Genomic DNA, 19,195 nt, shown 5'->3' on the forward strand with positions numbered 1-19,195 from the left:
CACGCCACTGCTCCACGCAGGCCGCGTGCAGGGCCGTGCCGATGCCGGAGCGCCAGCGGTCGGGGTCGACGTGGAACTGGTACAGCTTGACCGTGCCGGCGGGGCCGTCCTCCGGGGGCCGGAAGGAGGCGATGCCGGTGATCGTGCCCTCCTCCACGACACACAGCACCTGCCCGTCGGGGCGCCCGACGGCACCGCGCCAGGCCGCGGTCCAGTCGATGCCGTCGTCCGGGAGGCCGTCGGGGTAGTACGTCGAGCGGGCCCGGCGGTGCAGCGCGGCGATCGTCTCCGCCTCGGCGGGCAGGGCGGTGCGGATCACGCGGGCCCCTGTCACACGGTCACTGATCACGCAGCGGAAGACGACGCCGCCCGCCGCCCGGTTCCGTGGCGGCTGAACTGGGCCCGGTACGCGCTCGGGGTGAGGCCGGTACGGCGGACCAGATGGGCGCGGAGCGAGTCGGCGGTGCCGAGACCGCAGGCGGCGGCCACCTGGTCCATGGGCAGCCGGGTGGTCTCCAGCAGTTCCTTGGCGCGCTCGATGCGCTGGTGCAGCAGCCACTGCAACGGGCTGACCCCGCTCTCGGCGTGGAACCGGCGGGTGAGGGTGCGTACGGAGACCCCGGCGTGCCGGGCGAGGTCGGCCAGGGTGAGCGGTTTGTCCAGGTTGCGCATGGCCCAGCCGCGGGTGTCGGCGCAGACGGTGCCGCGCTCGGGCGGCAGCGGGGTCTGGGTGAACTGGGTCTGCCCGCCGGGCCGGACCGGGGCGACCAGGGCGAGCCGGGCGACCTCGTTGGCGACGGCGGCGCCGTAGTCGGTGCGGATGATGTGCAGGCACAGGTCGATGCCGGCGGCGTAACCGGAGGAGGTCAGGAACGGGCCGTCCTGGGCGTAGAGGACATCGCCCTGGACGTCGATGTCGGGGTGGCGGCGGCGCATCTCCTCGGCGTGCTGCCAGTACGTGGTGGCCTTGCGGCCCTTGAGCAGGCCCGCCTCGGCGAGCGTGAAGGCGCCGGAGCAGATGGAGGCGATGCGCCTGCCCGTGGCGGCGAAGGCGCGCAGGGCGCTCAGCACCCGCGGGTCCGGGGAGAAGGGCTGCCCGGTGCCGGCGACGATCACGGTGTCCGCCTCCTGAAGCGCCTCCAGGCCGCGCGGCACGTGCAGCCGGAGCCCGCCGGTGGTGGGCACGGGACCGGGGTCGGGTGCGCAGATCACCACCTCGTAGCCGGGGCGGCCGTCGACCCGCACCTTGTCGAAGAGCAGCTCGGGGATGGCGAGGTTGAACATCGACACGGGCGGGGACGCGACGACCGCGATACGCAGCATGGCCAGAACCTCCGGATGCATGGCATTCAGGTCACTACTGTAGGCCGGGGAAGATCAGCAGCATGAGGGCATGCCGACAGAACAGACCCTCATGCCACCCGGACTCTCCGGCAGGACACGGCAGCCGAGCACCTCACCGGCCCTCACGCTCGCGGCGGCCGTGCTCGGCTCCGGGCTGATCACCCTCGACGCGACCATCGTGAACGTCGCTCTGCCGGCGATCGGTTCCTCCCTCGGCGGCGGGATGTCCGGACTCCAGTGGGTGGTGGACGCCTACACCCTCGCCTTCGCCGCCCTCATGCTCTCGACCGGCGCCTTCGCGGACCGGGCCGGAGCGAGCCGCGCCTACGCCGTCGGGGTCGCGCTGTTCACGCTCGCCTCGGCGGCCTGCGGACTGGCGCCGACCCTGCCGGTGCTGATCGGCGCGCGGGTGGTGCAGGGGGCGGCCGCGGCGGTGGTGCTGCCCGCCTCACTGGCCCTGGTACGGCAGGCCCACCCCGATCCGGCGCGGCGGGGCCGTGCCGTGGCCACCTGGGCGGCCGGCAGTTCGACGGCGCTGGCCCTCGGACCGGTGGCGGGCGGGGCTCTGACCACGTCGTGGGGGTGGCGGGGGATCTTCTTCGTCAACCTGCCGCTGGGCCTCGCGGCCCTGGTCCTGCTGGTGCGCACCCCGCGCTCGGAGCGCCGGCCCGCGCCGCTGGACCTGCCGGGCCAGGCGACGGCCGTGCTCGCCCTGACGGCCCTGACGTTCGCGGTCATCGAGGGCGGTACGACGGGCCTCGCGGCCGGTGCCGTGGCCGTCGCCGCGACCGCGGTGTTCGTCCGGATCGAGGCACGGCGGCCGCACCCGGTCGTCCCGCTGGGCCTGTTCCGCGACCGGGCGGTGCGGGTGGCCGTGGCCGCGGGGGTGGCGTGCAGTGTGGCGTTCTACGGGACGATCTTCTTGTTCTCGCTCTTCTTCCAGCAGCTCCAGGGACGTTCGGCACTGGCCGCGGGGCTGCTGTTCCTGCCGATGACCGGGCTGATCCCGGTGACGAACGTGATGGCCGGGAAGCTCGCGGGACGCCACGGCCCCCGGCTGCCGCTGCTGCTCGGCCAGGCGCTCACGGTGGCGGGCCTGCTGGCCCTGCTCGCCGTCGGCACCCGCACCCCCGCCGTCGTGGCGGCCGTCCTCCTCGTCCCGCCGGCCGTCGGTGTCGCCCTGGCCATCCCCACCCTGACCGCCGTGATGCTGGACGCCGTGCCGCCGGAGCGGGCGGGCCTGGCCGCCGGTGTGCTCAACGCGGCCCGGCAGGTGTCGGGCGGGCTCGGCATCGCGGTGTTCGGCGCGCTGGTGACCGGCGGCTTCACCACCGGCATGCGGACCAGCCTGCTGCTCGGCGCGGCCCTGTTCGTGCCGGCCCTCGCCCTCAGCTTCCGTCTCGCAGATCACCCGGCGCGCCGGCCCTGAACCCGATGCGGTCGTACGTCACCGCGCACCCCTCCCCGACCGGCGACTGGGCCATGAACCCGACCCGTGCGGCACCGGTCTCCTTCTCCCCGCCCAGGGTGAAGAGCCGGACGAAGGTCCACCGCTCACCGTCCGGGGAGGCGTGGAAGGCGAAGGCCCGTCCGCTCCGGCTGACCCGCAGCCACACCGACTCCCCCTCCACCGCGAAGGAGTTGGCGTCGTCGGAGTGCCCCCGGGTGACCACTGTGCAGACGGTGGGCACGTCCGGGGAGTACTCCAGGCAGAGCTTGGCCCAGGCGTGGTCGCCGACGTGGACGTAGAGGACGCCGGCGTCGAACGCGTCCCGGAACGCCACGGAGACCCGGGCGATCAGCTGGAAGTCCCCTGCGGGCGGCATGCCGAGCAGCCGGGGGGCGTCGGCGGCGGGCTCCAGCGCTTCCCCGGTGGGCGGCACGAACCGGTCCTGGCGGGGCCCGGCCCGCCCGGTCAGGACCCCGTCCGCGTAGGTCCAGTCGCCGTCCGGTCCCCAGGCCTCCAGGGAGAAGGGCAGCTCGGGTACGTGCAACTCCGTCAACCTCTCGTCGGGCGGCCGTCCCCGCCCAGAGGGGCGGGGGGCCGTATCGGCATGCGGCCCGCCGCGTGGGCGGGAACGGGCGCGGTGCGCCGGCATCCGCCGGCGCGCCGCGCCCCTTTCGGCGCTACCGCTCCAGGACCCCGTTGAACCGCCGGGGAAGACCGAGCGGGTTGTCGTCCTTCAGCTCGTCCGGCAGCAAGGCCTCCGGCGCGTTCTGGTAGACGACCGGCCGCAGCCACCGCTCGATGGCCGTACCGCCCACCGAGGTGGACGTGGACGTGGTCGCGGGGTACGGGCCCCCGTGGTGCTGCGCGGGCGCCACCGCGACCCCCGTCGGCCAGCCGTTGACCAGCACGCGGCCGGCCAGCGGCGTCAGTTCGGCGAGCAGCTCCGGCCCCCGCCCCCGCCCGGCGGCCTCCTCGGAGGACACCTGGACGGTCGCCGTCAGGTTGCCCGGCAGCCGGGACAGCACCGTCGTGGCCTCGGCCTCCGAGGCGTAGCGGGCCACCACGGTGACCGGCCCGAAGCACTCCTCCAGCAGCAGGTCGTACGCCCCCTCCTCGGCCAGCTTCTCCGCCGGCACCGTGAGGAACCCGGCGCTGACCGAGTGTTCGCCGCCCGCGCCGGGGGTGACCGGCGCGTCCACGTCGGGCAGCTGGGCGCGCTCGGCCACCCCGGCGAGGAAGTTGTCCCGCATGCGGTGGTCGAGCAGCACCCCGGCGTCGGTGTCGCTGACGGCGTCGGTCAGGGACTTCACCAGCTGGTCGCCGGCCGCGCCGGACGGCACCAGCACCAGGCCCGGCTTGACGCAGAACTGGCCCACGCCGAGGGTCATCGAGCCGGCGAGCCCGCCGCCGATCTCCTCGGCCCGCTCGGCCGCGGCGGCCTCGGTGACCAGGACCGGGTTGAGGGAACCCAGCTCGCCGTGGAACGGGATCGGCACCGGACGCGCGGCGGCGGCGTCGAAGAGCGCCCGTCCGCCCCGTACCGACCCGGTGAAGCCGGCCGCGGTGACCAGCGGGTGCTTGATCAGCTCGACGCCCGCCTCGAAGCCGTGCACGAGGCCGACGACGCCCTCGGGGAGGCCGTGTTCGGCGGCGGCCCGGCGCAGCACCTTGGCGACCAGTTCGGACAGGGCCGGGTGGTCGGGGTGGGCCTTGACGACGACCGGGCAGCCCGCGGCCAGCGCGCTCGCGGTGTCGCCGCCGGCGACGGAGAAGGCGAAGGGGAAGTTGGAGGCGGAGTAGACGGCGACGACACCGAGCGGCACCTTGTAACGGCGCAGGTCCGGGACGGGCGGGGTGGCGGTGTCGTCGGGGTGGTTGATGATGACGTCCAGGAAGGCGCCCTCGTCGACGATGTCGGCGAAGGCCCGCAACTGGTAGCAGGTGCGGGCGAGTTCGCCGGTCAGCCGGGCCGGGCCGAGGGCGGTCTCCGCGTCGGCGGTCTCGACCAGGCCGTCCCTGGCCGCGTCCAGGCCCGCGGCGGCGGAGCGCAGGAAGGCGGCGCGGACCGTGCGGTCGGCGAGGGAGCCGCGCGCGGCGTGGGCCGCCCGGACGGCCGCGTCCACCTCCTGGGCCGTGGCCTCCACCGCAACCTGTTCACGCTGCTTCCCGGTGCGCGGGTCGACACTCCAGACTGGTGCTGCTGCCACCGCGGGTCCCTCCCAGTAAAGGCCGCATCAACTACGACGTTCCAGGCTCACCCATCAGCTGCGTTCGATATACTGAACACTGTCTCTGATGATGAATTCGCTGTTCGGAGACTATATAACTCAGGTCCTCGTCGAACGAAGGGGTCAAGGGCGATGACGGCAGGCGACACAGGGGGCGGGGCGCAGGTCAAGTCCGCGGTACGGACCGTTGAGCTGCTGGAATACTTCGCCGGCCGGCCCGGTATGCACTCCCTCGCGGCCGTCCAGGAGGCCGTGGGATATCCCAAGTCCAGCCTGTACATGCTGCTGCGCACGCTCGTGGAGCTGGGCTGGGTGGAGACGGACGCGACGGGCACGCGGTACGGCATCGGGGTGCGGGCGCTGCTGGTCGGCACCTCCTACATCGACGGCGACGAGGTCGTGGCCGCGGCCCGCCCGACCCTGGACCGGCTCTCCGACGACACCACGGAGACCATCCACCTGGCCCGTCTCGACGGCACCAACGTGGTCTACCTGGCCACCCGCCAGTCCCAGCACTACCTGCGCCCCTTCACCCGCGTCGGCCGCCGGCTCCCGGCCCACTCCACCTCGCTCGGCAAGGCGATCCTCGCCACCTACACCGACGAGCAGGTCCGCAAACTCCTGCCGGAGACCCTGCCCGCGCTCACCGAGAACACCCTCACCGACCGGGAGCGGCTCATCGAGGAGCTGCACCAGATCCGGGAGCAGGGCTTCGCGGTCGACCGTGAGGAGAACACCCTGGGCCTGCGCTGCTTCGGCGTGGCGATCCCGTACCGCACGCCCGCGCGCGACGCCATCAGCTGCTCGGTGCCGGTGGCCCGGCTGACCCCCGCCCACGAGCAGATGATCAAGGACGCGCTGTTCGACGCGCGGGACCGGCTGACGCTCGCGACCCGCAGGCTCTGAGGCCCCCGGGGCCGTAGGCTCGGCTCCATGGAGATCGCGCTGCGGGCCGTACGGGACAGTGACCTGCCGGTGTTCCACCGGCTGATGACCGACCCGGAGGCCACGCGGATGGCCGCGTTCGGCCCCGAGGACCCGTACGACCCGGACGCCTTCGCGGTCCACTGGCGGCGCCTGCGGGAGTCCTCCGAGGTGCTGCGCACGGTGCTGGCCGACGGACAGGTGGTCGGCACCGCGTCCGTCTACGGCACGGCCGGCGAGCGGGAGGTGACGTACTGGATCGACCGCGCGTACTGGGGCCGGGGCGTGGCGACCGCCGCGCTGCGGGCCCTGCTCGCCGAGGTCCCCGAACGGCCGCTGTACGCGCGGGCGGCGGCCGACAACGCCGGCTCGCTGCGCGTCCTGGAGAAGTGCGGCTTCCGCGAGACGGCCCGGGCGCACGGGTACGCCGGTGCGCGGGGCCGGGAGATCGAGGAGGTCGTGCTGATCCTGGGGGCGTCCTGAACCGCCGGACGAGATGAACCCCGGATGAGAAATCCGGTCGTACGGGAACGATTGCCCCGCTCCCGATCGTCTTCCCGGCGGGATGAACAAGACGATCAGGCGGGCGTCCGTCTTCGCGCTGCTGCTGGTGCTCTCCCTGCTGGTCAGGGCGACATGGCTGCAGTTCTACGACGGCAAGGCCCTCGCGGACGACAACGACAACCGGCGGAACGCGATCGCGACCTACTCGCGGCCCCTGGGGAACATCATCGTGGGCGGAGACGCCGTCACCGGCTCCACCCGGACGAAGGGAAGCGACCTCGCGTACAAACGGACGTACACGGACGGTGAGCTGTACGCCGCGGTGACGGGCTACGCCTCGCAGGCCTACGCCCCCACCCAGCTGGAGGGCATCTACAAGGACCTGCTCAACGGCACGGACAACCGGCTGAAGACCGTGATGGACACGGTCACCGGGAAGCGCGCCGAACCGGGCGACGTGGTCACCACGATCGACCCGGCCGTGCAGAAGGCGGCCTACCGGGCGCTGGGCGACAAGAAGGGCGGCGCCGTCGCGATCGACCCCAGAACCGGCAGGATCCTCGCGGCGGTGTCGACGCCGTCGTACGACCCGTCCTCGCTCACCGACGCCAACACGGCGGGCAAGGCCTGGAAGTCGCTCAACGCGGACAAGGACAAGCCGCTCACCAACCGCGCGCTGCGCCAGCCGCTGCCGCCGGGCTCGACGTTCAAGCTGGTCGTCGCGGCCGCCGCGCTGGAGGACGGGCTGTACGACGACGTGGACCAGCACACCGACAGCCCCGACCCGTACACCCTGCCGGGCACGGTGCGCCCGCTGTCCAACGAGAACAAGTCCGCGCCGTGCCGGAACGCCTCGATCCGCGTGGCCCTCCAGTACTCCTGCAACAACGTCTTCGGCAAGATGGCCGTCGACCTCGGCCAGGACAAGGTGAGGGCCATGGCCGAGAAGTTCGGCTTCAACAACGAGGCGCAGGACGTGCCGGTGCGGGCCTACCCCAGCGTGTACCCGTCCGGCATGGACAAGGCGCAGACCGCCCTGACCGGCATCGGCCAGTTCGACGTCACGGCCACGCCCCTCCAGATGGCCCTGGTGTCCGCGACCATCGCAGACGGCGGCAAGCAGGTGGCGCCGCACATGGTCGCGCGGATCACCGACAGCGGCGGTGACGTGCTGAAGGACTTCGACGACAGCGCGGACACCGAGGAGGTCATCAGCTCCACCACCGCCGAGCAGCTCCAGTCGGCGATGCGGACGGTGGTGAAGGACGGCACCGGTACGAACGCGCTGATCGACGGGGCGACCGTCGGCGGCAAGACCGGTACCGCCCAGCACGGCGAGAACAACAGCAAGACGCCGTACGCCTGGTTCACCTCCTACGCCAAGTCCGACAGCAACGACAAGGAGGTCGCGGTCGCGGTGATGGTGGAGCAGTCGGACGCGGCCCGCTCGGAGGTGAGCGGCAACGGTCTGGCGGCGCCGGTGGCCAAGGCGATGATGCAGGCGGCGCTGAAGTGAGGTCCCGGCCTCACCTCACGCCCAGCAGCTGCTCCACCGGGTCGATCGCGAAGTACACCAGGAACAGCGCGGAGACGCCCCACAGCAGCCAGTCGACCTCCCGCGCCTTCCCCAGCACCGCCTTGATGACGACGTAGGACAGGAAGCCCGCCCCGATGCCGTCGGTGATGGAGTAGGTGAACGGCATCGCGGCGATGGTGAGGAAGGCCGGGACGGCGATGTCGTAGCGGTCCCAGTCGATGTGCTTGACGTGGGTCATCATCAGGAAGCCGACGGCGATCAGCGCGGGCGCCGCCGCCTGGAGCGGGACGATGGTGAGCAGCGGCGTGAGGAACAGGGCGAGGCCGAAGAGGGCGCCGGTGACCAGGTTGGCGAAGCCGGTGCGGGCGCCCTCGCCGACGCCGGCGGCGGACTCGATGTAGGCGGTGTTGGAGGAGGCCGAGCCGACACCGCCGGCGACGGCCGCGGCGCCGTCGATGAACAGCACCCGGCCGATGCCGGGCACCTGCCCCTTGTCGTCCAGCAGGCCGGCCTCCGCGGTGATGCCGACGATCGTGCCCATGGCGTCGAAGAAGTCCGACAGGATGAGGGTGAAGACCAGCAGGACGGCGGTGAGGACACCGGCCTCGGCGAAGCCGCCGAACAGGCTGAAGTGACCGACCAGTCCGAAGTCCGGGGCGGCGACGACCTCGTCGGGGACCCTGGGCGTGGTCAGGCCCCAGCTGCCGACGTCGGCGACGGCGTCGACGACGATCGCGACGACGGTCATCGTCACGATGCTGATGAGGATCGCGCCCTTCACCCCGCGGGCCAGCAGCGCGACGGTGAGCAGCACACCGAGGCAGAAGACCAGCACCGGCCAGCCGGTGAGCCGGCCGACGGCGCCGAGCTGGACCGGCACGGTGGTGTGGGCGGCGTCCGGGATCCGGCTGACGAACCCGGCGTCCACGAAGCCGATGAAGGCGATGAACAGGCCGATGCCGACGCCGATGGCCTGCTTCAGCTGCTGCGGGATGGCGCGCATGACGGCTTCCCGGAGTCCGGTGAGGACCAGCACGCAGATGACGAGGCCTTCGAGGACGACCAGGCCCATCGCGTCCGCCCAGCTCATCAGCGGGGCGAGCTGGAAGGCGACGACCGCGTTGAGCCCGAGTCCGGCGGCGATGGCGAGCGGGAGGTTGCCGCCGACGCCCATGACGACCGTCATCACGCAGGCCACCAGCGCGGTCGCGGTGACGAGTTGGCCGGTGTCCAGGACGTGCCCGTACTTGTCCTTCGCGCTGCCCAGGATGATCGGGTTCAGGACAAGAATGTAGGCCATCGTGAAGAACGTGGCGAAGCCGCCGCGTATCTCGCGCCCGAGCGTGGATCCCCGCTCGGAGATCCTGAAGTACCGGTCGACGGACATGGTCCCCCTCCTCGTCACCTGATGATCGGTGTGCGGATGCTGGCTGGATTGTTCCCGTGTCGAACCCGTTTCAGGTTTTCTCCGTGTTACGTCATCGAGTTCGGTGGGCCATACGATGTCCGGCCCCCCGTACGAGCACGTGAAATGATCACTGCTACGCTTCCGGATCTCCGTCCGGGCCCTCCCCTGGACCCTCGCATGTCATTCACATGACACTCACACAGCGTGTATCGAGAAGAGGTCACCCGTGGGCACAGTCGTCGACGACGCAGCCTCCGTGGAGTTCCATGCCTTCTTCGAACGGCACTACGCCGAACTGGCCCGCCTCGCCCACCTGTTGACCGGTGAGCCGGACGCCGCCGACGACCTGGCGGCGGACGCCCTGCTGGCCCTGTGGCACCGCTGGGACCGGGTGCGCGCGGCCGACCATCCGGTGGCGTACGCGCGGGGCGTGGTCGCCAACCTGGCCCGCACCCGGATCCGCAGCGCGGTGCGCGAGCGGCGAAGGATCGCGCTGTTCTGGCCACGGGGCGAGGAGCGGACCGAGAACCCGGACGTCGCCGGTGTGGTGGACGTCCAGGAGGCGCTGCGCAGACTGCCGTTCCGGAAACGGGCGTGCGTGGTGCTCCGGCACGCGTTCGACCTGTCGGAGAAGGACACCGCGCTCGCGCTCGGAGTCTCGGTGGGTACGGTAAAGAGCCAGACGTCCAAGGGCATGGCCGAACTGCAGCGGCTGCTCGGCCCGCAGGGCGACCCGCGGCGGGTGCACGCGGTGATGGCGGCCCGGGCCGGTCAGAGCGGAGGAAGGAACCGATGAGGCAGCAGGACGTGCACGACGAGCTGCGCGCCCGGCTGCACGAGGCGGCCGAGGCCCACGAACCCGACCGGGCGCGCATCCTGGCCCGGGTGGAACGCGGCATGGCGGAGGGGTCCCGCACCGGCCACCGGGCCGGACGCCCGCCGGTGACCGGCTGGATCCGGGTGGTCACCGCGACGGCCGCGGTGGCCGGTGTGCTCGCGGTCGGGGGCTACGCGGTGGCGTCCGCGGTACGGAAGGACGACCCGCCGGCCCGGCAGACGGTGGCGGTGTCGCCGACGCCCTCCGAGTCGTCCGCGCCGACGCCCCCTCCGCCCGTTCACTCCGCGGACCCGGCGCCCAGCGGGGGCGGTGCCGGCCAGCCGTCCCGCACGCCCGGTTCCTCCCCGGCCGGCACCCCGAAGGCCACCGCCACGTCCGAGCCACCGGTGGCGCGCGCCGAACAGGACGGCCCCCTGTGGTCGGACGGCTCGGTGGACTTGCACAGCAACGACTTCTGGGCGCAGAGCGACCTGACCCTGAAGACCTCCGAGCCGCTGTCCTCCCTGACCGTCGAGCTGAAGGTCGCCCAGACCGGCGGGGTCACGTCGACGGGGGCGTGGCGATCGCTGCCGGAGGGCGACTTCAGCCAGAGCGTCACGGAGAAGGACGGGTTCGTCGTCTACACGTGGACGCTGAAGGAGGGGCGTACGGTCCCGGCGGGCGAGTGGGTGTTCGCGGGGCAGTACAACCATGCGCGCGGGGGGCGCGACGCGGGGGCCGACAGGTATGTCATGACCGGTGTGACCGGGGGACGTACGTATGCGGTGACCGGTGACTTCGCCGTGCATGCGCAGACCGGCTCGGGTGATGACGCGTAACTTGGCGGGCGCGGCCCGGTGACGGGCCGGCCGCACGGTTCCCCGCGCCCCTCCGGGCGCGGCCGCGCCCGCGCGACAACCGGCCGAAACTTTCGGCCGTCCCGCTCCCGCGCACACCGATTGACGAGCTGCGCCCCACTGGTGACACTCCGAGGACGCACAAACCCACAGCACGCAACAGAACCCCTCACGCTCACACAGGACTGTCATGCGTCTCAGAACACTGCTGGGCCCGCTCCTCGCCCTCCTCCTCACCCTGGCGGCCGCCCCGCCCGGCTCCGCGGACACCGCGCGGTCGAAGAACGCGGGCTATCTCTTCGTCTACTTCACCGGCGAGGGCACGGCCGACGGCGAACAGATCCGCTACGCGCTCAGCCAGGGCGACGACCCGCTGCACTGGCGCGAGGTGAACGGCGGGCAGCCGGTGCTGACCTCGACGATCGGGGAGAAGGGCCTGCGCGACCCGTTCGTGATCCGCTCCCCCAAGGGCGACCGGTTCTACCTCCTCGCCACCGACCTGCGGATGTACCGGAACAGCAGCGGCAGCTGGGACCACGTCCAGCGGCACGGCAGCAGGTCCGTCATGGTGTGGGAGTCCACCGACCTGGTCCACTGGACCGACCAGCGGCTGGTGAGGGTGGCGCCCGACAACGCGGGCAACACCTGGGCGCCGGAGGCCTACTGGGACAGCAGGCTGCACCGGTACGTGGTCTTCTGGGCGTCGAAGCTGTACGCCGACGACGACCCGGAGCACACCGGCTCCACGTACAACCGCATGCTCTACGCGACGACCGAGGACTTCCGCACCTTCAGCGCGCCCCAGGTCTGGGACGACCCCGGCTACTCGGTCATCGACTCGACGGTCATCAAGGACAAGGGGACGTACTACCGCTTCACCAAGGACGAACGGGATCCGTCGTCCGGCTCGCCCTGCTCGAAGTTCATCACCGCGGAGAAGTCGCGGAACCTGACCGACACCTCGTACGACTTCGTCGCCGACTGCGTCGGCGGCGACACCCTCGCGCGCGGCGAGGGCCCGACGGTCTTCAGGTCCAACACCGGGAAGAAGTGGTACCTGTTCATCGACGAGTACGGCCTGCGCGGGTACGTGCCGTTCGAGACGACGGACCTCGCGTCCGGGAAGTGGACCCCTTCCGCGGACTACGCGCTGCCGGCGAGCCCCCGCCACGGCACGGTGCTGCCGGTGACGGGGGCCGAGTACGAGCGGCTGCTCAGGACGTACGGATAAGGCTCGGCGGGACAGGGCTCAGCTGACGAAGTACGTCGGGTTCGGCAGCTTGTACGTGCGGTTCGCGTACCCGCCCTCCAGGTCCGAGTACTGGTCGCCGAAGTTGGCGATGATCTCGTAGCCCAGGTCGTCCTCGATGTGCTTGCGCGTCCCGGACTTGTACTGCACCGTCGTGCAGTTCCAGGCGGCCGCGGTGGCGCAGTCCTTCAGGTAGGCCGGCGGGTTGGCCTTGTCCTTGAGGAACATGTGGCCGGCGTCGAGGTTCACATCGGCGCCGATCTTCTTCAGGTTGGCGACCGCGGCGGCGCGCTGCCCCTCGCTCAGCCCGGAGTTGTAGAAGACCTCGACGCCCTTGGACTCGGCGTACCGCACCAGCTCGGGGCTGCCGAAGACGGCCGGGCGGTCGGCCTTGTTCACGTAGTCGTTCCACGTGGTGGAGTTGTACGTGTAGTTGGTGCGCTTCTCGTAGTCCAGGCTGAGCAGCAGCGTGTCGTCGATGTCGAAGACGACGGCCGGCTTCTCGCCGTGCCGGTGCGCCTTGCGGGCCGCCTTGTCGATGTAGCGCCTGGCGTCGGCGTCGATGCGCGCCAGGTCCTCGGCGTACGGGCTGTCCGGCGACGCCTGGTAGACGCCGTCGCTGTCGGCGGTGGTGCCGTAGTAGGTGTCGATGTCCTTCACCAGGACGCCTATGTTGTACGGCTCGTGGGTGGAGTTCGCCGTCGACTGACCGGCCGTGGCCGCGCCCGCGCCGTACAGCGCCGCACCGGCGACGAGACAGGCGGCCCCGGCCGCGACCGCCTTGTGGGACTTCCGCATAAGTTCTCCGGATCTGGTGGATGAAAGTGATGTACCAGGTCACAGACTGTCTACGCGCATCACACACGTAGGGCGAGCCCCGTTATCCGATCGATACGCGCGCCGCGTGGCACCCCCAGCCCGGAGCATTGCCCTCCGATTGCCTTCGCCTGACGCTCACTTGACGCGATGGCCCACCGGCTTTCCACCAGACAGAACAGCCTTCCCTATCCTGAGGAAGTGAGCAGCGCCGTGCCCTTCCGCATGACCGTGTCCCCGCCCGCCTCCGACATCCCGGTGGCACACGGCCTCGGTCTTTCCGAGGACTACGCGTCCCTGGTCATGGACGCCTGTGAGCTTCTGGCCGAGACGGACTGCCGCTTCCGCGTGTCGGGGTTCGGACAGGACGCATGGCCCGTGGACGTCTCCTACGACCTCTCCTCGGTCATCGAGCAGCTCCCGCAGGTACGGACGGCCCTCGGCCGGAGGGACCGGGCACGGATCGACTTCTACGGCCAGGGGGTCGAACGAGTCGTCGGTTTCGTCCCGGCCGGCGAACAGGTCACCCTGACCTGCACGACCCGGACCGACTGGATCCCCGACCCGGCGACCGGGACAGCTTCTCTTGCGGACGTCGAGGACATGCTGGCGGCCCTGGCCCACGACTTCCGGCGCGCGCTTGACCGTGCCTGCCCGGACGTTGCCGCACGGGAACCCTTCGCACAGTGGTGAACAGGACCATGAGATTCGTCGAGACCCGCTGGGACGGCTACGGATTCTTCCTCGACCCCTCCGCCTACCTGGCCGAACTCCCTCGCCTGCGCGGCGTGCTCCCGCCCGGCGCCTGGGCCTTCGTCTCCGAGCCGGGGCACTACGACATTCCCCGCGCCGACCGGTGCGTCAAGGACCTGGAGCTGGCCGGGATCCATCCGGCGACCGACAAGAGCGGCCGGCTGGTGCTGGAGTTCGCGCCGAACCGGTTCAAGCACGAGTCGGGGCTGCGCATCAGCTACACGGGCGTGCGGCACCTGTCCATCGACTACGAGCACTCCATCGACTGGATGGCGGTCGACACGGTGCTCCTCGACGAGATCCTGCCGGATGAGGACGGCGGCTGTGTGCACGAGATCGCGCTGACCGACGCGCGCATCACGGTCCGCTGCCGGGATCTGGAGGCGGTATGGGGTGGCGGGTGCTGATGCAGAAGCCACCCTTCTGCCGGCGAGGCCACGCCCACCGCCTGTGCGGACGCACGAGGAGGGTCAGCGGGGGTTCCAGTCGCCCAGGTACGCCGCCGGTGTGTGCAGCGCGGCCTGGGCGGCGGTGAGCCGGGGCCGGTTCTCCGGGACGGTGACGACCGCGCCGGGGCCGGTGTTGCGGTACTCGGCGAACCGCTGGTTCTGCCAGGGGTGGGCCGCCGACATGTCGGTGTAGGGGGCGGCCGCGTCGATGCCGGGGCCGAGCCGGGTGTCGCGGACGGTGAGCATCGGGCGGGCGGTGGGGTCGGAGCTGGGGACCCAGGGGCGGGCCAGCTTGTAGAAGGCGTCGGGGGCCTCGCTGCTGACGCGGCTGTGGGTGACGAGGTAGCCGCGCGGGTCGGCGGCGGCCGTGGAGGGCGCGAAGACGAAGCCGTAGGGCGCCGCGGCCAGGTCCGTGCGGTTCAGGGTGCGGAAGTGGCAGTGTTCGTAGACCGCCGTCGCCCGGCCGAAGACGAAGTCGACGTCTCCCTCGACGTAGCAGTGGGCGTAGTACTGGCGGGCCAGGGCACCGAGGGCCATGGAGTCGGCGTACAGGGTGTCCTGGTGGCCGAGGAAGCGGCAGTGCAGGAAGGCGCCGCGGTCGCCCTGCGCCTTCAGGGCGACGGCCTGGGTGCCGCTGGTCTCCGGGTGGTCGGCGCGCAGCCAGTCGTTGGCGAAGGTGATCCAGCGGGCGGTGAAACCGTCGGCCTGGACGGTGGCGGTCGCCGAACCCGTAGTGCCGTAGGTGCCGCCGCCGGGCTTGGGGGTGCCGGCCGCGCGGTCGTGGACGACCACCACGTCCCGGGGGTTCTCGGAGGCGCCGATCCAGGTCATCTCCGTGCGGCCGGCGTCGACGGCGACCGTCTCCCGGTAGCGGCCGGGGGCGATCACGAGGGTCCGGCCGCTGCCGGTGGCGGCGGTCACCGCGGCCTGGACGGTGGCGAAGTCGCCCCGGCCGTACGGGTCGACGTAGAGGGTGCCGGGGGTGAGGCGGCGGGCCGGGGAGCCGTAGCGGCCGAACGGGCGGGTGGTGAGGGCGTGCGCGGGGGCGGCCGTCAGGGCGAGCGCGGCGGTGGCCGCGGTGCCCGCGGTGAGGAAACCCCGTCGGGAGAGGGGCACGGCTGTTCTCCTTCGTGAAGAGGGGGCCGACGGGCCCGGCCCCCCGGGGGTCAGCGCAGGTGGCCGGCGCCCGCGCGGTGGTCGACGATGCCGGGGACGGCCTGCGGCCGGTCCACCCTGGTGCGCAGGACCGGCGTCCAGCCGGCCCCGGACCGCAGGATCTCGCCGGGCACCTGCGCGTTGTGGACGGCGACGAGGTCCGTCGGCTCGCCGTTGACGTAGTTGTCGCCGGCGGTGACCGGCGCCTCCTTCCACTTCTTCAGCACCGCACCGGCCTTCACGCCCGCCGGCAGCGTGAACGCGTTGTGCTCGGCGACGAGCTGCGACTCCATGCCGATGCCGTAGCTGTAGGAGTAGCCCTCGCCGGCGACGAAGTGGTTGTCGTACGAGTCCACCTGCCCGAAGCGGACCCGCGGGGCGCGTTCCACCAGGTTCCGGAACAGGTTGTGGTGGAAGGTGACCTTCAGGTGCCCGCGGTCGACGGCGGCCGTGGCGGCGCTGTCGCTGTTGCCGACGAGGATCGTCTTGTCGTGGTCCTCGAAGACGTTCCAGGAGGCGGTGACGAGGTCGGCGCCCTTGACGATGTCCAGCTCGCCGTCGTGCTGCTGGTAGATCCGGCCGTAGTACGACGGCAGGGTGCTGTCCGGGTGCTCCCCGTCGGTGAACGTGTTGTGGTCCATCCACACATGGGTCGAGCCGTGGACGACGGCGCTGTCGTACTCGGAGTTCCAGTTGCCGTCGGCGGTGTCGGTCGGGTCCCACTGCGGGAAGCAGTCGAGGGGGCTCTCGAAGGTCAGGTTGCGGACGATGACGTTGTCGACGCCCTGGATCTGCAGGCTGGCGCCCTTGAAGCCGGCGTCGCGGCCGATGCCGACGATGGTCGTGTTCGCCGGGACGGCGGCCTTGACGAAGGCGTCCTGGTGCGCCGCGGAGGCGCGGCGCAGGCCCTCGGGGCTGTCGTCGGGCTCGGCGTCGAGGGTCCTGGTACGGCCCCACACCGCCGGGTCGTAGGTCCTCAGGTAGGCGTCGAAGTCGTACCCGGGCGCGGCGAAGGACGCGCAGTCCGGCCCGTCGGCGTCGATCAGGCCCTTGACCCGGACGATCCTCGGCGCGCTGCCGCCGTCCGCCAGGGCCGCCTTGAACTGCTCCCAGGTGGTCACGGTGTACACGTGCGCGGCGTCGGCGGCGGCCCCGCCGGTCGTGCCGGTGCCGTACGCCGCCCAGCCGTCCCGGGCGGGCAGTACCTGCCGGTCGGGGCCGGCGCGGTGGGCCGGCCGCACGGAAGGCGACGCGGAGGCGGTGCCGGTGACGGCGAGGGCGAGGGCTGTGCCGCCCACCAGGGCAGCTATGACACGTCCATGACATTTCTGTGTACGCACGGTGCGGCTCTCCTCGATGACGAAGGTCAGGATGCGGGTGCGGGCGGCCAGGTGATCCAGGACGCCGGGACGTCCTCGTGCAGCCGTACGACGTCGCGCCGGGCCAGCACCCGGGTGCGCAGCAGTTCCTGCGCCACGAGCCGGGCCACGGCGATCGCGCCCGGCGGGTTGAAGTGCGTGTTGTCCTGTTCGGTGGCGGTCCAGTTGAAGTAGGTCTTCGTCTCCTCCGCCCCGAGCCGCTGCCACAGAGCGAGCGACAGCGCCTCGGTGTCCAGCAGCGCGACGCCCTCCTCACCGGCGAGCGCCCGCATCGCCGCCGGGTAGTCGCCGTGGGTCGGCAGGGCGTTGCCCTCGGCGTCGAACCTGCGGCGTTCGACGGGGGTGGCGAGGACCGGCCGGGCACCACGGGCACGGGCGCCCTCGACGTAGAGCCGCAGATACCGCTGGTACGTCGACCACGGCTCGGTGGAGCGGGTCGGGTCGCCGGCCTTCTCGTCGTTGTGCCCGAACTGGATGAGCAGGACGTCCCCGGGCCGGATCCCGGCGAGGATCGCGTCGAGCCGCCCTTCGTCCACGAAGCTCTTCGAACTCCGCCCGTTCACCGCGTGGTCGGCGACTTTCATTCCCTTTCCGAGGAAGAAGGGGAGGGCCATTCCCCACCCGGTCTCGGGAGCGGCGTCGGCGTACTTCTGTGCGGCCGTCGAATCACCGGCGATGTAGAGGGTGCGCGATTCCCGACGGGAACGCCCGGCAGCGGGAACGGCGGCCATCGCGGCGGACGTGACCTGTCTACGGGTAAGGGACACAACCTGTGCCTTTCGACTCGGGAGAACACGACGTCCCAGGGGCGCGGGGAACTGCGCGACCAGCCACGGACCGCCCCGCGGCCCCCACGGACAAGAACCGTCCGGGCTACCGGCGGTTCTTCTTCCAGTCGGCCTGCGCGGCATTGAGCTGGTCGGCCAGCGTGTCCAGGAATTCCTTCGCGCTCAGCTTCCCGAGCAGCACCTTCTGGAAGTTCGGCTCGTTGTCCGACTTCGAAATGGTGTTCCAGTCAGGAAGGTAGTACGGCAACTGGACGATCTTCGTGCTGGACCCGTTCAACGCCTCCGCGGCGAGCTTCGTCGGCTCGGACGACTGCACCCACGCGTCCCGCACCGCCTCGGTGTTGGCCGGCACCTGCCCCGCGTTCCGGTTCCACCTGCTGTTGGAGGCGTGCGAGGCGGCGAACTCGATGAACTTCCACGCGGCCGCCTTGTTCTTGCTGGACCTGAACAGCGCGAGCCCGTCGACCGGGTTGGACACCTGCACCCGTGTCCCGTCGTCCAGGGTGGGGTTGGGGACGCCCCTGAACCTGCCCTTCAGCGCCTTCTGGTGGTCGGCGTAGGAACCCAGGTTGTGGCTGAGCATCCCGATCGTGCCGGAGTCCCACTGGGCGACCATCTTGGTGAAGTCGTTGTTCACGTCGGCGGACGGGGTGTCCTTCTTGTACAGGCCGACGTACTTCTCCAGCGCGGCGACGTTCTTCGGGTCGTTGACGGTGGTCTCGTCGCCGTTCCAGAAGGACGTGATGCCGCTCTGCCCGTACATGGCGTCCAGGGCCTGGGCGATGGAGCCCTCGCCGCCGCGGATGGTGTACCCGAACGCGTTCCTGCCCTTGTCGGTGAGTCTGCCGGCGGCCTTGTAGAAGTTCGTCCAGGTGGTCGGCGGGTCCAGCTCGGCCGCGCGGAACAGGTCGGTGCGGTACCACAGCGTGCCGTTGTTCGCGGAGGTCGGCACGGTGTACGTCCTGCCGTCACCGCCGGCGGCCTTCACGCCCTCCAGGAACGTGGCGTTGAGCTTGCCGTTCAGCGGGCTGCCGGAGATCCGGTCGTCCAGCGGCTCCAGCGCGCCCTGCGCGGCGACCTCGGCGAGCATCGCCGTACCGACCCCGCCGACGTCCGGCAGGCCGCCGCCCTGGATGGCGGTGTCGTACTTGGACTGCACGCTCGCGGCGGGCACGCCGACGTAGTCGACCTTGATGTCGGGGTACTTGTTCTGGAAGTCGGCGATGATCTGCTTCCAGACGTCGGTGCGGACACCGCCGTTGTTGTCCCAGAAGGTGATCGTGCCCTTGCCGGAGCCCTCGTTCCCCTTGTCCCCCGCGCCGCCGCTGCCGTCGTCGCCGCAGGCGGTGGCGGTCAGGGCGAGCACGGAGCCCAGGGCGACGGCCAGGGCGGCACGCCTGCTTCTGCGGATGCGGATGCGGATGCTGCTTGTCATGGTCGGCTCTCTTCTTGTGGATCCGATGGGTGCGGCTGTGTGTGGGGGGAGGTCGTCAGCGACCGGTCCGCCGCTGCGGGCCGGAGAAGCCCGTGACCGGGG

Annotated in this window: 18 protein-coding genes and 1 pseudogene; 9 read left to right on the top strand and 10 right to left on the bottom strand. The window is 71.4% G+C overall.

Going from position 1 to position 19,195, the window contains the following annotated elements; all coding sequences use genetic code 11:
• On the bottom strand, positions 1-319 hold a 319-nt coding region (locus IEZ20_RS35900; RefSeq protein WP_229896434.1), incomplete at its 3' end, for a GNAT family N-acetyltransferase.
• Positions 320-345: 26 nt separating this feature from the next.
• On the bottom strand, positions 346-1,344 hold the full coding sequence (locus IEZ20_RS35905; RefSeq protein WP_229896435.1) for a GlxA family transcriptional regulator: 999 nt from the start codon (positions 1,342-1,344) through the stop codon (positions 346-348).
• Between the two features lie 49 nt (positions 1,345-1,393).
• Here IEZ20_RS35905 and IEZ20_RS35910 point away from each other — a divergent pair, with 49 nt between their 5' ends.
• On the top strand, positions 1,394-2,773 hold the full coding sequence (locus IEZ20_RS35910; protein ID WP_189306641.1) for an MFS transporter: 1,380 nt from the start codon (positions 1,394-1,396) through the stop codon (positions 2,771-2,773).
• Here the strand turns inward: IEZ20_RS35910 and IEZ20_RS35915 are convergent.
• Together IEZ20_RS35915 and IEZ20_RS35920 are read right to left on the bottom strand one after the other, a co-directional pair.
• The gene (locus IEZ20_RS35915) at positions 2,733-3,347 is read right to left on the bottom strand and encodes a DUF1349 domain-containing protein (protein ID WP_229896436.1); all 615 of its coding nucleotides are present in this window, start codon (positions 3,345-3,347) and stop codon (positions 2,733-2,735) included. The genes IEZ20_RS35910 and IEZ20_RS35915 overlap by 41 nt on opposite strands.
• 124 nt (positions 3,348-3,471) lie before the next feature.
• Entirely contained in the window at positions 3,472-5,001 is a 1,530-nt protein-coding gene (locus IEZ20_RS35920; protein WP_189306645.1) for an aldehyde dehydrogenase (NADP(+)), read from the bottom strand.
• 153 nt (positions 5,002-5,154) lie between these two features.
• Here IEZ20_RS35920 and IEZ20_RS35925 point away from each other — a divergent pair, with 153 nt between their 5' ends.
• The 3 genes from IEZ20_RS35925 to IEZ20_RS35935 all read left to right on the top strand — a co-directional run bounded on the left by IEZ20_RS35925 (position 5,155) and on the right by IEZ20_RS35935 (position 7,966).
• Positions 5,155-5,928 (top strand): IclR family transcriptional regulator, encoded by a 774-nt coding sequence (locus IEZ20_RS35925; RefSeq protein ID WP_059248622.1) that lies wholly within the window; start codon positions 5,155-5,157, stop codon positions 5,926-5,928.
• 27 nt (positions 5,929-5,955) lie between these two features.
• Positions 5,956-6,429 carry a GNAT family N-acetyltransferase gene (locus tag IEZ20_RS35930; protein ID WP_189306647.1) on the top strand — a complete coding sequence of 158 codons (474 nt, stop codon included), beginning with the start codon at positions 5,956-5,958 and terminating at the stop codon, positions 6,427-6,429.
• An 82-nt stretch (positions 6,430-6,511) separates the two neighbouring features.
• A complete protein-coding gene (locus tag IEZ20_RS35935; RefSeq protein ID WP_189306649.1) occupies positions 6,512-7,966 on the top strand; it encodes a peptidoglycan D,D-transpeptidase FtsI family protein in 1,455 nt (484 codons plus the stop codon).
• Between the two features lie 10 nt (positions 7,967-7,976).
• On the opposite strand, the gene IEZ20_RS35940 is transcribed toward IEZ20_RS35935, so the two are convergent.
• Complete coding sequence (locus tag IEZ20_RS35940) at positions 7,977-9,374, bottom strand: NCS2 family permease (protein ID WP_189306651.1); 1,398 nt, start codon at positions 9,372-9,374, stop codon at positions 7,977-7,979.
• Positions 9,375-9,621: 247 nt separating this feature from the next.
• On the opposite strand from IEZ20_RS35940, the gene IEZ20_RS35945 reads away from it, so the two are divergent.
• From IEZ20_RS35945 to IEZ20_RS35955, 3 genes and pseudogenes are all read left to right on the top strand, one after another.
• Positions 9,622-10,191, top strand: a complete 570-nt coding sequence (locus tag IEZ20_RS35945; RefSeq protein ID WP_189306653.1) for a SigE family RNA polymerase sigma factor — start codon at positions 9,622-9,624, stop codon at positions 10,189-10,191.
• Complete coding sequence (locus IEZ20_RS35950) at positions 10,188-11,051, top strand: hypothetical protein (RefSeq protein WP_189306654.1); 864 nt, start codon at positions 10,188-10,190, stop codon at positions 11,049-11,051. Before IEZ20_RS35945 ends, IEZ20_RS35950 begins: the two co-directional genes overlap by 4 nt.
• A 208-nt stretch (positions 11,052-11,259) precedes the next feature.
• Positions 11,260-12,294: pseudogene (locus IEZ20_RS35955) on the top strand (glycoside hydrolase family 43 protein); the annotation flags it as partial.
• 24 nt (positions 12,295-12,318) lie between these two features.
• On the opposite strand, the gene IEZ20_RS35960 reads toward IEZ20_RS35955, so the two are convergent.
• Positions 12,319-13,116, bottom strand: a complete 798-nt coding sequence (locus IEZ20_RS35960) for an HAD family acid phosphatase (RefSeq protein WP_189306656.1) — start codon at positions 13,114-13,116, stop codon at positions 12,319-12,321.
• A 219-nt stretch (positions 13,117-13,335) separates the two neighbouring features.
• On the opposite strand from IEZ20_RS35960, the gene IEZ20_RS35965 reads away from it, so the two are divergent.
• Both IEZ20_RS35965 and IEZ20_RS35970 read left to right on the top strand, forming a co-directional pair.
• Positions 13,336-13,827, top strand: coding sequence for a hypothetical protein (locus tag IEZ20_RS35965; protein WP_189306659.1), 492 nt, complete (start codon positions 13,336-13,338; stop codon positions 13,825-13,827).
• An 8-nt stretch (positions 13,828-13,835) separates the two neighbouring features.
• Positions 13,836-14,294 carry a hypothetical protein gene (locus tag IEZ20_RS35970; RefSeq protein WP_189306660.1) on the top strand — a complete coding sequence of 153 codons (459 nt, stop codon included), beginning with the start codon at positions 13,836-13,838 and terminating at the stop codon, positions 14,292-14,294.
• 63 nt (positions 14,295-14,357) lie between these two features.
• On the opposite strand, the gene IEZ20_RS35975 is transcribed toward IEZ20_RS35970, so the two are convergent.
• From IEZ20_RS35975 to IEZ20_RS35990, 4 genes are all read right to left on the bottom strand, one after another.
• Positions 14,358-15,452, bottom strand: a complete 1,095-nt coding sequence (locus tag IEZ20_RS35975) for a pectinesterase family protein (RefSeq protein ID WP_189306662.1) — start codon at positions 15,450-15,452, stop codon at positions 14,358-14,360.
• A gap of 50 nt (positions 15,453-15,502) precedes the next feature.
• Positions 15,503-16,831 (bottom strand): pectate lyase family protein, encoded by a 1,329-nt coding sequence (locus IEZ20_RS35980; protein WP_189306664.1) that lies wholly within the window; start codon positions 16,829-16,831, stop codon positions 15,503-15,505.
• Between the two features lie 26 nt (positions 16,832-16,857).
• Positions 16,858-17,637, bottom strand: coding sequence for a rhamnogalacturonan acetylesterase (locus IEZ20_RS35985; protein ID WP_189306666.1), 780 nt, complete (start codon positions 17,635-17,637; stop codon positions 16,858-16,860).
• 106 nt (positions 17,638-17,743) lie between these two features.
• Positions 17,744-19,081, bottom strand: a complete 1,338-nt coding sequence (locus IEZ20_RS35990) for an ABC transporter substrate-binding protein (RefSeq protein ID WP_189306754.1) — start codon at positions 19,079-19,081, stop codon at positions 17,744-17,746.
• Positions 19,082-19,195 lie beyond the last annotated feature (114 nt).

It is taken from the genome of Streptomyces cinerochromogenes (assembly GCF_014648635.1).
GTDB classification, from domain to species: Bacteria; Actinomycetota; Actinomycetes; order Streptomycetales; family Streptomycetaceae; genus Streptomyces; species Streptomyces cinerochromogenes.

What these genes read in the sequence shown, in the direction of transcription:
- IEZ20_RS35905 (WP_229896435.1), bottom strand. Translation starts at nt 1,344, where the DNA reads ATGCATCCGGAGGTTCTGGCCATGCTGCGTATCGCGGTCGTCGCGTCC.
- IEZ20_RS35910 (WP_189306641.1), top strand. Translation starts at nt 1,394, where the DNA reads ATGCCGACAGAACAGACCCTCATGCCACCCGGACTCTCCGGCAGGACA.
- IEZ20_RS35925 (WP_059248622.1), top strand. Translation starts at nt 5,155, where the DNA reads ATGACGGCAGGCGACACAGGGGGCGGGGCGCAGGTCAAGTCCGCGGTA.
- IEZ20_RS35930 (WP_189306647.1), top strand. Translation starts at nt 5,956, where the DNA reads ATGGAGATCGCGCTGCGGGCCGTACGGGACAGTGACCTGCCGGTGTTC.
- IEZ20_RS35935 (WP_189306649.1), top strand. Translation starts at nt 6,512, where the DNA reads ATGAACAAGACGATCAGGCGGGCGTCCGTCTTCGCGCTGCTGCTGGTG.
- IEZ20_RS35940 (WP_189306651.1), bottom strand. Translation starts at nt 9,374, where the DNA reads ATGTCCGTCGACCGGTACTTCAGGATCTCCGAGCGGGGATCCACGCTC.
- IEZ20_RS35950 (WP_189306654.1), top strand. Translation starts at nt 10,188, where the DNA reads ATGAGGCAGCAGGACGTGCACGACGAGCTGCGCGCCCGGCTGCACGAG.
- IEZ20_RS35960 (WP_189306656.1), bottom strand. Translation starts at nt 13,116, where the DNA reads ATGCGGAAGTCCCACAAGGCGGTCGCGGCCGGGGCCGCCTGTCTCGTC.
- IEZ20_RS35970 (WP_189306660.1), top strand. Translation starts at nt 13,836, where the DNA reads ATGAGATTCGTCGAGACCCGCTGGGACGGCTACGGATTCTTCCTCGAC.